This window comes from Nocardia wallacei (assembly GCF_029869545.1).
GTDB lineage: Bacteria > Actinomycetota > Actinomycetes > Mycobacteriales > Mycobacteriaceae > Nocardia > Nocardia wallacei_A.
The window spans coordinates 17,836-31,146 of sequence record NZ_JARWQD010000121.1; the positions used below are offsets into that span (position 1 = coordinate 17,836).

Annotated in this window: 16 protein-coding genes; 10 read left to right on the forward strand and 6 right to left on the reverse strand. The window is 69.0% G+C overall.

Annotated elements, in window-relative coordinates; translation table 11 throughout:
- Window positions 1-61: 61 nt before the first annotated feature.
- The 5 genes from QH290_RS09740 to sigJ all read right to left on the reverse strand — a co-directional run bounded on the left by QH290_RS09740 (window position 62) and on the right by sigJ (window position 4,653).
- Entirely contained in the window at window positions 62-718 is a 657-nt protein-coding gene (locus QH290_RS09740) for a response regulator (protein ID WP_280267205.1), read from the reverse strand.
- Complete coding sequence (locus QH290_RS09745) at window positions 718-1,872, reverse strand: sensor histidine kinase (RefSeq protein WP_280267189.1); 1,155 nt, start codon at window positions 1,870-1,872, stop codon at window positions 718-720. Before QH290_RS09745 ends, QH290_RS09740 begins: the two co-directional genes overlap by 1 nt.
- Window positions 1,873-1,909: 37 nt before the next feature.
- Complete coding sequence (locus QH290_RS09750; protein WP_280267190.1) at window positions 1,910-2,689, reverse strand: hypothetical protein; 780 nt, start codon at window positions 2,687-2,689, stop codon at window positions 1,910-1,912.
- On the reverse strand, window positions 2,686-3,591 hold the full coding sequence (locus QH290_RS09755; RefSeq protein ID WP_280382608.1) for an ABC transporter ATP-binding protein: 906 nt from the start codon (window positions 3,589-3,591) through the stop codon (window positions 2,686-2,688). Before QH290_RS09755 ends, QH290_RS09750 begins: the two co-directional genes overlap by 4 nt.
- Window positions 3,592-3,720: 129 nt before the next feature.
- Entirely contained in the window at window positions 3,721-4,653 is a 933-nt protein-coding gene (gene sigJ, locus QH290_RS09760; protein ID WP_280382609.1) for an RNA polymerase sigma factor SigJ, read from the reverse strand.
- Window positions 4,654-4,794: 141 nt separating this feature from the next.
- Between sigJ and QH290_RS09765 the strand changes: the two genes are divergently transcribed.
- The 8 genes from QH290_RS09765 to QH290_RS09800 all read left to right on the forward strand — a co-directional run bounded on the left by QH290_RS09765 (window position 4,795) and on the right by QH290_RS09800 (window position 10,975).
- Window positions 4,795-5,544 (forward strand): SDR family oxidoreductase, encoded by a 750-nt coding sequence (locus tag QH290_RS09765; protein ID WP_280382610.1) that lies wholly within the window; start codon window positions 4,795-4,797, stop codon window positions 5,542-5,544.
- A complete protein-coding gene (locus QH290_RS09770; RefSeq protein WP_280382611.1) occupies window positions 5,541-5,981 on the forward strand; it encodes a hypothetical protein in 441 nt (146 codons plus the stop codon). Before QH290_RS09765 ends, QH290_RS09770 begins: the two co-directional genes overlap by 4 nt.
- An 86-nt stretch (window positions 5,982-6,067) precedes the next feature.
- Entirely contained in the window at window positions 6,068-6,670 is a 603-nt protein-coding gene (locus tag QH290_RS09775) for a DoxX family protein (protein WP_280382612.1), read from the forward strand.
- A 32-nt stretch (window positions 6,671-6,702) separates the two neighbouring features.
- Window positions 6,703-7,194 carry an allene oxide cyclase barrel-like domain-containing protein gene (locus tag QH290_RS09780; protein WP_280382613.1) on the forward strand — a complete coding sequence of 164 codons (492 nt, stop codon included), beginning with the start codon at window positions 6,703-6,705 and terminating at the stop codon, window positions 7,192-7,194.
- A gap of 62 nt (window positions 7,195-7,256) precedes the next feature.
- A complete protein-coding gene (locus QH290_RS09785) occupies window positions 7,257-8,129 on the forward strand; it encodes an alpha/beta hydrolase (protein ID WP_280267197.1) in 873 nt (290 codons plus the stop codon).
- Between the two features lie 34 nt (window positions 8,130-8,163).
- Window positions 8,164-8,979 (forward strand): NAD(P)H-binding protein, encoded by an 816-nt coding sequence (locus tag QH290_RS09790; protein ID WP_280382614.1) that lies wholly within the window; start codon window positions 8,164-8,166, stop codon window positions 8,977-8,979.
- Window positions 8,980-9,060: 81 nt separating this feature from the next.
- The gene (locus tag QH290_RS09795) at window positions 9,061-9,825 is read left to right on the forward strand and encodes an SDR family oxidoreductase (protein ID WP_280382615.1); all 765 of its coding nucleotides are present in this window, start codon (window positions 9,061-9,063) and stop codon (window positions 9,823-9,825) included.
- Window positions 9,826-9,883: 58 nt separating this feature from the next.
- On the forward strand, window positions 9,884-10,975 hold the full coding sequence (locus QH290_RS09800) for a lycopene cyclase family protein (protein WP_280382616.1): 1,092 nt from the start codon (window positions 9,884-9,886) through the stop codon (window positions 10,973-10,975).
- A 221-nt stretch (window positions 10,976-11,196) separates the two neighbouring features.
- Here the strand turns inward: QH290_RS09800 and QH290_RS09805 are convergent, their stop codons facing one another.
- Window positions 11,197-11,934, reverse strand: a complete 738-nt coding sequence (locus tag QH290_RS09805; protein WP_280267202.1) for a PP2C family protein-serine/threonine phosphatase — start codon at window positions 11,932-11,934, stop codon at window positions 11,197-11,199.
- A 398-nt stretch (window positions 11,935-12,332) separates the two neighbouring features.
- Between QH290_RS09805 and sigK the strand changes: the two genes are divergently transcribed.
- Window positions 12,333-12,938, forward strand: coding sequence for an ECF RNA polymerase sigma factor SigK (sigK, locus tag QH290_RS09810; protein WP_280267203.1), 606 nt, complete (start codon window positions 12,333-12,335; stop codon window positions 12,936-12,938).
- Window positions 12,935-13,267 carry a zf-HC2 domain-containing protein gene (locus QH290_RS09815; RefSeq protein ID WP_280382617.1) on the forward strand — a complete coding sequence of 111 codons (333 nt, stop codon included), beginning with the start codon at window positions 12,935-12,937 and terminating at the stop codon, window positions 13,265-13,267. The genes sigK and QH290_RS09815 overlap by 4 nt, the downstream gene beginning before the upstream one ends.
- Window positions 13,268-13,311 lie beyond the last annotated feature (44 nt).

The window sequence follows — 13,311 nt, forward strand, 5'->3', positions numbered from 1 at the left end:
GCACGCCGACCATCGGGGAACTCCCTGATTCTCAGCCTGATTCCGCCCGAGCTGTGCTGGATCACGCGCCGGGGTTGATCAAGCGAGTCTCGTAGGCGTAGATGGCGGCCTGGGTCCGGTCACGCAGGTGGAGCTTGTCCAGGATGCGGCCGACGTGGGTCTTGACGGTCTGCTCGGAGATGACCAGCTCCGAGGCGATCTCAGCGTTGGACAGGCCGCGCGCGATACAGATCAGCACGTCGGTCTCGCGGGCGGTGAGCGCGTCCGGCTTCCGCGGGGTGACAGCCGGTGTTTCGTGCCGGGTGAAGTGTTCGAGCAGTCGGCGGGTGACCGTGGGGGCGAGCATGGCGTCACCGCGGGCGACGGCGCGGACGGCGTCGCCGAGGGCGTGGGCGGAGGCGTCTTTGAGCAGGAAGCCGCTGGCGCCCGCGTGTAGCGCGGCGTAGACGTACTCGTCGAGGTCGAACGTGGTCAGCACGACGATGCGCGTGAGGTGAGTTCCGGCGGTGATCCGGCGGGTTGCCTCGATACCGTCGACGACGGGCATACGGATATCCATCAGCACGATGTCGGGTCGCAGCCGGTCGACCGCGGACACCGCCTCTGCGCCGTCGGCGGCGTCGCCGACGACCTCGATGCCCGGCTGGGCGGTCAGCATCACCGACAGTCCTTCTCGCACGAGTTGCTGGTCATCGGCGATGAGCACTCGGATCGGCATCATGCGCCCCCGAACGGCAGCGTGGCGGCCACCCGGAAGCGCCCGTCACCGGTAGGACCGGCGGTGAGGTCGCCGCCGAGCGCCCGCGCCCGTTCTCGCATACCGATCAGCCCGTGTCCTCCGCCCGCACCCGCACCCGCACCCGCACCCGCACCCGACGATAACGGGTTGCCGACTTCGAGGCGGATCATGTTCTCCTCCAGTGCAACTCGCACCCGCACCGGTGACCCCGGGGCATGCCGGACAGCATTGCTGAGCGACTCCTGCACAATCCGATACGCCGACAACGCAACTCCGGCCGGGACGACCGCGAGATCGCCGATCGTGGTCAGGTCGACGCGAGTTCCCGTGCCCTGCACCGAGTCGACGAGCCGATCGATATCGTTCAGTGTGGGCTGCGGTGCCGAGCCGGTGTCCTCGGCACGCAGCACGCCGAGGATGCGCCGCATCTCGCCCAGCGCGGTCACCGCGCTGCCGCGGATCGACTCGAATGTCTCCGGCGCGGTGCCGGGTTCGCGGTACTGCGCAGCCTCGGCCTGGATCGCGATCACCGACATGTGGTGTGCCACAACATCGTGCAGTTCACGGGCGATCTGCGTCCGCTCCTCGAGCAGGGCCGTGCGTTCGCGTTGCCGCCGCGCCGCCTGCTGCTCGTCTCGCAACCGGCCGCGTGCGATGGCCAGCCCGCGCAATGCCGCCCCGGCCACCAGGACGAGCGCGGCGAGTACCACCTCCTCGAGCAGATTCGACACCCAGGCCGCGGGCCGCAACACGAGCACCAGCAGCGCCCCGGCTGCGAGGGTTCCGCCCCAATAGGCGGGTGCGTGGCGGGCCGGGATGGAGACCGCGATCATGCCGAGCACGATCAGGTAGCTGTTGGCCATCGCGTCGACCCACAGCCCGGTATCGACCCACACCGACGCCACCACCACCGCGGTGATCGAGCAGGCCCACGCCACCGGCGGTGTCCACGGCGCCAGCACCAGCGCGAGCGCCTGCACCAGCGCCAGCCCGATCGCCTGCCGGTCCGACACGCCGGTATCGGACATGAGTGTATGCAGCACGATCGCGAACATCACGGCCGCGAACACCACCGTGGCGACGAGAACCGGCCACGACCGGAGCCGGTCGCGGCTAGCGGTCCAGGCGGTCATCCACCCACTATCGACCACGACACGACCTTTTCGCTGTTCACACGTCGGCCCGGTGCCAGATCCGCCGGGCCGCGACGAGCGCACCGGCAACCCCGGCGAGCACCAGTCCCAGGCGTGGCCAGCCGCCCAGCGAGCCCATGATCTCCGGCGCGGCGTCCGAACTCTGCGACAGTTTCCCGACCACCGCGGACGGCGCCACGATCGTCACCCATCTGTGCAGATCGCCGACGGCCTGCGCGGCTGTCATCTGCGGCAGCACCAGATGGGCGCCGACGAGGGCGATCGCCCCGGCCGAGTTCCGCACCACCACGCCGACTGCCAACCCCAGCACCGCAACGGCCGGAAAGCACAACCCGATTCCCAGCAATCCCGGAAACAGTTGCCCGGGAGCGTGTTTCGTCGTATCGATGCTGAGGATACCGACGAGGTAGGCCAGCGGCGGAGAAGCCGCACCGATCAGCGTAGACACACCGGCGGCCACCGTAGCCTTTGCTGCGAGAACGGTCCCACGCCGAGGTGTCGCGGCCAGCACCGGACCGATCGTGCCGCTGCCGAACTCCGTGGTGACGAGGAGCGCACCCCACGCGGCGACCACCACCAGCGTCACCGACACGCCCGTCAGCGCGCCGCCCATGACCGTGTCGTCGGGCTCGAGGCTGCCGGTCGAGCCGACCACCAGCGCAACGATCGGGGCAAGGAGAACCGCCAGCAGCGGCAACAGCCGCAACGATCGCACCGACCGGACCTTGATCAATTCGGACCGCATCTGATCCGCCAGCCCGGGCAGCACGGTGTTCGGTTGCGTCCTGGTGGTCATGCGTGCTCCCGAACCCTGGTGTGCGACAGTCGATGTTCGCCGACCAAGCGGGTGAACACATCCTCTACCGATGCCTGCTCCGGGGTCAGCTCGTCCAGCACGATGCCGTGCGCCACAGCCAGTCGCCCGATCTCCCGCGACGCCACGCCCCGCACCGTGCCCGTGTCGCCACGCACCCGCATCGCCGCTCCCAGTACGGCCGCCAACGCGGCGATGTCGGCGCTGCGCACCCGCACTATCGGATCGCTGTGCCGGGCAACGAATTCCACGGTCGACTCGTCGGCGATCAACCGGCCCGCGTTGATCACCAGCAGATGATCGGCCACCAATTCCATCTCGCTCATCAGGTGACTCGACAACAACACGGTCCGTCCCTCCTGCGCCATCGACCGCAACAGCGTCCGCAGTGAGCGAATCCCCTCCGTGTCCAGTCCGTTCATCGGCTCGTCGAGGATCAGCACCCGTGGGTCCCCGAGCAGTGCCGCCGCGAGACCGAGCCGCTGCCGCATTCCCAGCGAAAAGCTCCGCACGCGCCGATCCGCCGCCGCGGCCAGCCCGGCCGTGTCGAGGACCTCGGTGACTCGCCGCCGCGCAATCCGATGTGTCGCCGCGAGCATCGCCAGATGCTCCCGTGCACTGCGGCCGCCGTGCACCTGACGTGCATCCAGCAGCGCACCCACGGTGTTCAGCGGCCGCACCAGCTCCCGATACGGCTTCCCGTCGATCAGCGCCCGCCCGCCGGTCGGACGGTCCAGGCCCAGGATCATGCGCAGCGTGGTCGACTTCCCCGCCCCGTTCGGCCCCAGAAAGCCGGTCACCACACCGGGTTTCGCGCGGAACGACACCTCATCCACCGCCACCGTACGGCCGTAGACCTTGGACAATCCCTGTGCTTCGATCACCCTGCCAACGCTAGAAACACCGGATACCGAGCACATCCCGCCCAAGAGTGGTCTCCCCCATCCCTCTCGAGTAGGACCCGGTGCGCCGCAGCGAGCATGCCGTTCGAGCAGACCCAGGAAGCGGGAACGTCACCGACCGTACCTGCGAGCACCGGGCGCAGGCGGAGGCGGCACTCCCGCTACCGTGGCAGCGGCGAAGGCCAGCTTCGCCTCGGCCACGATCATGCGTACGGCCACGATTCGGGTGTCCGTGAGCTCGACGGTGACGACGGCGGCGAGACGGTCGCCGTCGAAGGCGAGCACGGAGGGCTCGCCGTTGACCATTGCGGTGTCGAGGGTGATACGCGAGGACTCCGGGCGGCGGCCCACACCGAGTAGATAGCGCAGGACGCGCTCACGGCCCACGATCGGCCGGCGGGCCGCGGTCGCGCCGCCACCGTCGGTCCAGGCCACCACATCGTCGGCCAGTAGGCGGTGCAATCCCGCCGCATCGCCCGAGGTGGCGGCGCCCAGGAATGCGGTGACCATCCGGCGATGCCGGGACTCGTCGGTGGCGAAACGCTTTCGCCGCCCCGCCAGATGGGCGCGGGCGCGGTGATACAGCTGGCGTGAATGCGCGGCGTCGATATCGAGAATGTCGGCTATCTCGGTATGCGAGTGGCCGAATGCCTCACGCAGGACGAAAACGGCACGTTCGGTCGGGGTGAGCCGCTCCAGCAACAGCAGGAACGCCATCGACACGGACTCGCGCTGCACCACCGTCTCCAGCGGACCGAGCACACCGGTCTCGGTGAGCACCGGTTCGGGCAGCCACGGGCCCGGATAGGTGTCGCGGCGCGCCCGCGCGGAGGTGAGCTGGTTGAGGCACAAATTCGTGACCACCTTGGACAGCCACGCGCCGGGTCTGTCCACCCAGTCGGCGTCGTGCCAGCTCAGGTAGGCGCTCTGCACGGTGTCCTGGGCATCGGTCGCGGAGCCCAGCAGGCGATAGGCCAGACCGAACAGGCGCGGCCGATGCTCTTCGAAGACCGACGCGCGGTCGGCGGTTTCCGGCGAATTCATTGCTTGCGAGATTATTCGAAGCGGCCTGCCACACCCGGGGCGCTATGAGGTGCGTCACAGTCGCAACCACCTGTCACATTCCAGCGCTGTGCCCGGTTCTGAACCGATGAACGCATAACGTCCGCAGGAAGTGAGGTCAGGATGAGCACAGTGCTGGTCACCGGTGGCACCGGGAAACTGGGGCGGGCCGTGGTCGAACGATTGAAGGACCGGGAACGCGAGATCCGGGTGCTGAGCCGCAGGCCCGGAACAGGGCGTGCGGTCGGGGATCTGCGCACGGGAGCCGGGCTCGAGGAGGCCGTCGAGGGAGTGGATGTGGTCGTGCACTGCGCCACCACCTACGGCCGCGGTGACGCGGTGGCGGCCCGGCGGCTCGTCGATGCGATCGGCCGCGTCGGCGGCGCACCACATCTGGTGAATATCTCGATCGTCGGAGTGGACCGTATCCCGTTGCCCTACTACCGTGCCAAACTCGCTGCGGAACAGACGATCTCGGGTAGCGGGCTGCCGTGGACGAACCTCCGCGCCACCCAATTCCACGATCTGCTCGCCACCATATTCGATATGCAGCGGTGGCTGCCGGTCACCGTCGCTCCCGGCGGGTTCCGATTCCAGCCCATCGACATCGGGACAGTCGCCGACCACCTGGCGCAGCTGGCCGTCCACCCACCCGTCGGCCGCGCACCGGATCTCGGCGGACCCCGGATCCACAGCATGCGCGAGATGGCGGAGATCCACCGATCGGTCGTGCGGCGGCGACGGCCTATCCTCTCGCCACGTCTGCCGGGCAGCGTCGCGCGCGGCTACGCGACGGGATGCAATCTCGTACCCGACAATCCCCGGGGCACAGTCACATTCGAGGGATTCCTGCGAGAGCGGGTGTCGCGGTGACGAGCGCGCGGGGCCGGGTGGCGCGCGGGGGACTCCTGTTCTTCGCCATCGTCTCCGCCGTCTTGGGAGTCGTGATCCTGGCCCTCCCCGAATGGTTCTTCTCCCTCTCCTGGGTCAATCTCGGCATGCCGTACAACCCGCACCTCTTACTCGACTACGGAGCGATGAATCTGGCACTCGCCATTCCACTCGCGGCATCCGCCGCGAGTCCGCTGGCCGTGCGCGGCGGACTGGCCTCGTACACGGTGTGGTCGGTCGCGCATCTCGTGATTCACCTGCACTACCGTGCGCACCTCGCGGCGCACACCTCCACGGCGGACGCGAATCTGCTGCTCGTGGCTCTTGCTGCCGGAGTGGTGATCTCGCTGACGCTGTTCCTGCTCTCGCTCGGCGCCCCGGGGCAGCAGACGCCGTCCACCGCCCGTCGTCCGTCATGAGCGCACATCGCCGGGCTCGCGACGATGTGTGTCACATCACATCGGGTGGTGTCACGTTCGGGCGGGTCTGCGGTGTCTTGGGAGGCATGTCTCCGACCGACACACGCCGACCCACGACCGATGCGAAGCCCGCCGCCGTCGTACCGACCGGCGGTAACCGGATCCGACTCGTCGCCTATTGGGTCACCACCGTCGTCATCCTCTCCGAACTGCTTGCCGGAGCGGCCTGGGACCTTTTCACGATCGACTGGATGGAAGACCAGTTGGCCCATCTCGGATACCCGGACTACTTCGCCTACATCCTCGGCGTATGCCACGTCGCCGCCGCCGTCACGATCGCGGTCCCCGGCTTCGGGCTGATCAAGGAGTGGGCATACGCGGGCATCTGTTTCATGTGGTCGGGCGCAGCGGTGTCGTACCTGGCACTCGGCGACGGCCCCGTGTCGTGGGCGCCGCCGCTGATGTTCCTGGCGTTCGCCCTCGCGTCGTGGGCGTTGCGACCGGGCGACCGGCGAGCCCGCGGCCATGCCACGGCGGATCAACCGCGAGCCAACCCTCGCGAATGGGCCGCCTCGATCGGGCTCCTCGTCGCTCTTTCCGCCGTCTCGCTGCTCACGCTGCCCGTCACGGCCGACATAACGAGCGATTGGGCGGTCGAGCGCGGCTGGGTCGACGAGCAGCGGCCATGAAGAACCTTGTCACTCGATCACGGGAAGCCCGAATGCACCTCAACGAAAAACCCACCGCATCAGTCCTTCTGCGCCTCGGTGCCGTGACGCTCATCGCCGCCGTTGCCTGCGGCTGCGGCACGGACGATACGGAGAATCCGGCGAAGGAACAGGTCGAAGTCATCGAACTCCAAGTACAGAACACCCAGTACGAGGCCCTCGATCTCGGCCCGGCGGGGTTGAGCCTCGGTGACACGGATGTGTACTCCGGCAACGCGATACGAGACGGACGCAAAGTCGGACAGGGCGGCGGCTCGTGCCAAACCCTGCACATCGACGGCGACCATGTCCTGATGCAGTGCGCGATCACCATGGAACTCGAACGCGGATCCGTGACCATGCAGTCCACCTGGACCAGAGGCGCGAGCCCGCTCGACATGGCCATCACCGGTGGCACCGGCGAGTACCGCAATGCCCGAGGCACCGTGCGCTTCTGGGACATCGCCACCCCGAACGAGCGAGTACGCGCCGAGGTCATTCGATGAGGCCGCGAGCTCCGGAAGCCGGATGGAGCGACGGCGATTGCTCGGAGAAGGGAGTTACGTTGATGAAGGTCCGGTTCGACAGTGGCGGTGTGGAACTCGTCGGAAACCTCTTTCTGCCCCCACACGACGGGAGAGCACCGGGGGTGGTGGTGGCCGGGACATGGACCAGCGTCAAGGAGTTGATGGCCGACCGCTACGCCCAGCGACTGGCCGAGCGCGGTTTCGCGGCGCTGTCGTTCGACTTCACCGGCTTCGGTGAATCGGCGGGCGAGCCACGCGATGTCGAGAACCCGGCACGGAAGGTGCGCGACATCCGCAACGCGGTCGGCTTCCTGGCCGGTCATCCGGCGGTGGACGGGAACCGGCTCGGTGCGCTCGGCATCTGCGCCGCCGCGATGTACATGTCCGACAACGCCGCCCACGACCCCGCGGTGAAATCCCTGGCGCTGGTCGCGCCGTGGCTGCACGACGCCACGGTCTGCGAGCAGGTCTACGGCGGCAGCGAGGCGGTCGCCGGAAAGCTCGCGCTCGCCCGCGAAGCCCGCTCACGCTATGACGAGACCGGTCAGGTCGACTACGTGCCCGTGGTCAGCGCCACCGACGATCGTGCCGCCATGCCCTATGACATCGACTTCTACCTCAACCCTGCGCGCGGCGGAATTCCCGCCTGGCCCAACCGCTTTGCGGTCATGTCCTGGGCCGACTGGCTCACCTACGACTCCATCGCCTCGGCCCCGCATATCGCCCAGCCGACGATCCTCGTGCACAGCGAGGACGCCGCGATCCCCGACGGCGCGCGTCGTTTCCACGCCGGACTGGCCGGACCCGGCGACATCATCTGGGCCGAGGGCACCCAGTTCGACTTCTATGACCAGGAGCCGCAGGTCACCATTGCTGTCGACGCCGTCGTCACCCACTTCCAGCGAACACTGTGAACCCACCAGCAGAAGGCGATAAGGAACAGAGCTGATGATTCTCGTGACAGGGGCGACCGGCAATGTCGGCGCCGAAGTCGTTCAGGCGCTGGCGGTCGCCGCGGAACCCGTGCGAGCACCGGTGCGCGATCCCTCGAGAACCGACATGCCCCGAGGGATCGAGGTCGTGGCGGGCGAACTCACCTCGCCCGAGACACTGAGCTTCGACGGGGTACGCGCGGTGTTCCTGCTGCCGGGCTATCCCGGTGTGGCGACGGCGGCCGCACGGGCCGGTGTCGAACACATCGTGCAACTGTCCGGTGTTTCCGCGGCCACAGGCGACACCTCCAACGCGATCACCCGCTACATGATGGCCGCCGAGCAGGAAGCCACCGAATGCGGTGCGGCGTGGACCATTCTGCGGCCCTGCGCCTTCGCATCCAATGCTCTGCGCTGGCTACCTCAGCTGCGCGGCGGGGATGTGATTCGCGCGCCGTTCCCGACGGTGCGCACGGCCGCTCTGGACCCACGGGACCTCGGCACGGTGGCCGCCACCGTATTGCAAGCGAATTCCCATCACGGCGAGATCCTCTGGCCCACCGGACCGCAACCACTCACACCCGCCGAGCAGGTGGCGATCCTGGCCGAGGCCACGGGACGTGACCTCACCTGCGTCGGTCTCACCGACGCTGAAGCGCGCGCCCAGATGCTCGAGACCACCCCCGTCGAGTACGTGGACGCCTTCTTCGACTTCTACGCCGACGGAGCCATCGACGAATCCATCGTTCGCCCGACCGTGCAACAGCTCCTCGGCCGGATGCCGCGCACATTCCGGCAATGGGCCGAAGTCCACGCCGACGCCTTCCGCTGACCGGGAAGTCCCTGGAACCCGGTGGCGGGTGGTTTCGGCCATACCGGCCGGGCATCGGGTACTGCGGTAACGTGCCCAGCTATGAGCGAGGAGCTGAAGGGCAAGGGTGCCCTGGTCACAGGGGCCAGCCGGGGTATCGGGAAGGCGGTGGCGGCCGAGCTGCTGGCGCGCGGGGCGAATGTGCTGATCACCGCGCGCAAGGCCGGGCCGCTCGAGGAGGCGGCGGCGGAGCTCGCGACCCTCGGCCACCCCGGGAAGGTGGTGGCGATGCCCGGCAACTCCGGCGACCCGGCGGCCCGGAACCAGGCCGTGACCACCGCGGTCGCCGAGTTCGGCGCGCTCGACATCCTGATCAACAACACCGGCATCAACCCGGTGTACGGGTCGCTGATGGACGCCGACCTGGACGCCGTGCGCAAGATCTTCGACGTCAATGTCGTTGCGGCGCTGGGATATGTGCAGGAGGCGCATCGGGCGTGGATGGGCGAGCACGGCGGCGCGGTCGTCAATGTCGCCAGTGTCGCGGGACTGCGCTCGACCGGCGTGATCGCCGCCTACGGCGCCTCCAAGGCGGCGCTGATCCGGCTCACCGAGGAACTGGCCTGGCAACTCGGCCCCGGTATCCGGGTGAATGCCGTGGCCCCGGGCGTGGTGAAGACCAAGTTCGCCGATGCGCTCTATTCGGCCGGTGAGCAGGCCGCGGCCGCGCCGTATCCGATGAAGCGGCTGGGCACGCCGGAGGACGTCGCCGCGCTGATCGGGTTCCTGGTCTCCGATCAGGCGGCGTGGATCACCGGCGAGGTCGTGCGCGTGGACGGCGGACTGCTGGCGACCGGCGGGCTGTAGTCCGTGACCGGCGCAGCCCGCGCGGACCGGCTGCCGACCGGTCTGATGCAATCGTCCGGTGACCACCGACCTTCTCGTCTGCGGGCTGGGACCCGCCGGGCGTGCGCTCGCGCATCGTGCGCTGTGCCACGGGCTGTCGGTGACGGCGGTCGATCCGAATCCCGGGCGGCGATGGACGGCCACGTATGCCGCCTGGGAGGACGAGCTGCCCGGCTGGATCGCCACGGCCGCGGTGGCCGCGACGGTGCCCCGGCCGGTCTGCTGGGGCACGAAGCGGTTCGAGCTGGATCGCCGATACGTGGTGTTCGATGGTGCGGCACTGCAGGATTCGCTGGCTCTGGCGGGGGCCCGGCTGGTCGCGGATCGTGCCGTGGAGATCGTCGCGCCGCGCCCCGGCACGACAGGCCCGGAGTCGGTGCGTCTTTCGTCCGGTGACGTGCTCAGCGCGCGGCGGGTGATCGATGCGCGCGGGACTCCCCGCTCCCCCGGTCGGGCCGAGCAGACCGCCTACGGCGTTGTGGTACACCGAGATCGGTGGGACGGGCCGCTGTTCATGGACTGGCGAGCGGACAACGGGGCCGCGCCCGGCGAGCCGCCCTCGTTCCTCTACGCGATTCCCCTCGGCGCCGACCGATACCTGCTGGAGGAGACCTGCCTGGCGGGGCGCCCCGCGCTCACCGGAGCGCAGCTGCGCGGGCGCCTGCGTACCAGAATGCGTTCCCGCGGAATCGAACTCGACGGGAACGAGCCGGTCGAGCACGTGCGATTCCCGGTGCAGGGCGGGCGTCCCGGCGCCCGCCGCTTCGGCGCCGCGGGCGGCCTGCTCCATCCCGCCACCGGGTACAGCGTCGCCGCATCCCTGGCCGCCGCCGACGCCCTCGCCACGGGCTCCTCGATCTGGCCGGTCTCCGCTCGTGCGGTCCACCACCTGCGCCGCGCGGGCCTGCGCGCCCTGCTCGCACTCCCCCCGGCCGACATCCCACCGTTCTTCGACGCCTTCTTCGCCCTCTCCCCAGCCCACCAGCGCGCCTACCTGTCCGCCCGTGACGACCTCCCCGGAACAGCAGGCGCCATGGGTTCCCTGTACCGAGCCCTTCCCTGGCGCCTGCGCCGCACCCTCACCACCGCCACCCTCGGCCTACCGAATTAGCCGGGCCCCAACCCTCGATTCACCACCACATCCCCGGCGCGCTCACCACCACATTCCCAGCGCGCTCACCACCACATTCCCAGCGCGCTTACCACCACATTCCCGGTGCGCTCACCACCACATTCCCGGCGTGCTTTTGGCCGGGATCCGCACTCGCCGCGGTGGATTTCGGCCAAAAGCGTGCCGGAAATGCGCGGGCGGGTGTGGAGGGGTCGCGGAGGTCAGCGGCTGTCGACGACCAGGGCGGTGGTGTTGTCGGTGCCGCCGGTTTGTAAGGCGTTGTCCACCAAGGCTTCCGCGGCCAGGTCCGGGGTCGGTTGGGTCTGCAGGACGGCCTTGATCTCGGCGATGGTGAGGCGCTTGTGGACGCCGTCGGTGCTCAGCAGGAGGCGGCCGGAGCTGGTACCCGTGGCGGCGTAGCCGATGTCGGCGGCCCGGACCGTGCGCGCGGTCGTGTACACCATGTGGCTCATGCGGGGGGCCGGGTCGAGGCCGCGGGCGCGCAGGTATTCGGAGACGGTGTGGTCGGTGGTGATCTGGTGCAGCACCCGGCCGTTCCACCGGTAGGCGCGGCAGTCGCCGACCCAGGCGATCTCACAGCTGCCGCCGGTGCGCTCGTCGGGCAGCACCGCGACGACGAGCACGGCATCGGCGCTCGGCTCCGGGAACTCGCGCAGCAGTTCCCGCTGGGCCGCCAGGATGCCCGACTGCGGCCCGCGCCGGGCCGCCTCGGCGGCCGCGGTCACCGCGGCGGTGCGCGCGGCCCGCGCCGCCAGCAGGTGGTCGCCGATTCCGTCGGCGACGACGAAGGCGGTGCACCCGGTCTCCACATCCGTCTGACCGGCCACCGCGTCCGCGTTGATCGACCGCGCACCACGCCTGCTCACCGACTGTCCCGTGATGCCGGTGAGCCGGATCAGCTCGCGGCGGGTGATGGCGGTGGTGGGTGCGGTGTCCACAACCTGGCCTCCTCGAGTGGCCTGCGCGTGCTGCCGATCAGCACAATTCGAGTAAACGCCGGCAATCCAAGAGTCAACCGTGCGCTCCCTGTGAAAGGGGCCACGAGATGATCACGATTCGATAGCAGGTGGAACGGCCCGGAAACCCGCGACCAATCCGCCCGCGCGGCCGCTTCGACTTCCCTGTGTCCACCAACCGCGAAAGGATCGGGCTCATACGTCGATACCCTTGACCGGCGAATCCGCCCCCGGCAACCGCGCCCGGAACCTCCGCGTCCCGGGCGGGACCGTGCGGGGCGTAGAAGATTTTTCTGTTCGGAACCAATCCGGGGCCGCGTTGGCGACGACTCGCTTCTGTGAGGTCGAACGCATTGGACGCCGGTTTGGAAGGACACTGAATGGTCATCCGCGCCCGAGGATCGTCGGGTGGCGTCCCTGCCGGCGACATCATCGACACGGATGCGACGCTGCATTCGCTGATCGAGCGTGTCGCCGCGGGTGACGAGCAGGCTTTCGCCGATCTGTACGACATCGTCGCGGGGCCCGTGCTGGGGATCGTCGCAAGGATTCTGCGCGATCGCCCGAGATCCGAAGAGGTCACCCAGGAGGTGCTCTTGGAGATCTGGCTGAAGGCTCCGAAGTTCTGTGAGCAGCCGGGCAATGTGATGGCGTGGGCCGTCACGATGGCCCACCGCCGGGCGATCGACCGGGTCCGGCACGAGCAGGCCTGCTCCGACCGCGAGGGCCGGATCGAGCAGCTGGACGTCCGGCGCCCGGTCGACGAGGTCGTCGAGGCGACGCTCGCGCGGCTGGAGACCCGGGAGGTGCAGCAGGCGCTCGACAAGCTCACCGAGCTCCAACGCCAATCCATCGTGCTCGCCTACTATGGCGGCTATACATACCGCGAGGTCTCTCAGGTTCTCGACACTCCGGTCGGAACGGTCAAGACCCGAATGCGCGACGGTCTGATTCGTCTGCGCGAATATTTGGGAGCTCATCAGTGACTTGCTCGGCCCCGATCCGCGATCTCACCGCACCATACGTACTGGATTCCCTGCCCGACGACGAACACGAGGCCTTCGAACGCCACCTCGGCGACTGCCCCTCCTGCAGCCGGGATGTGGCGGAGCTGCGTGCGGCCGTCGTCCAGATCGCGGTCGCCTGCGCGCAGACGCCGACGCCGACCATGCGCGAGCGGGTCCTCGACAGCATCCGTGCCACGCCGCAACACCCGCCCGACGAACCGAAGCCGCCCCCCGCGGCGCCACGCCCGGCGCGCCGCTGGCCGGTCCGCATCGACACCGGCATCGTCGTCCCGAGCACGGCCCCGTAACCGCCGGACACGCCCCCGGCGGCCGACCGGCCGCCAGGGCAACC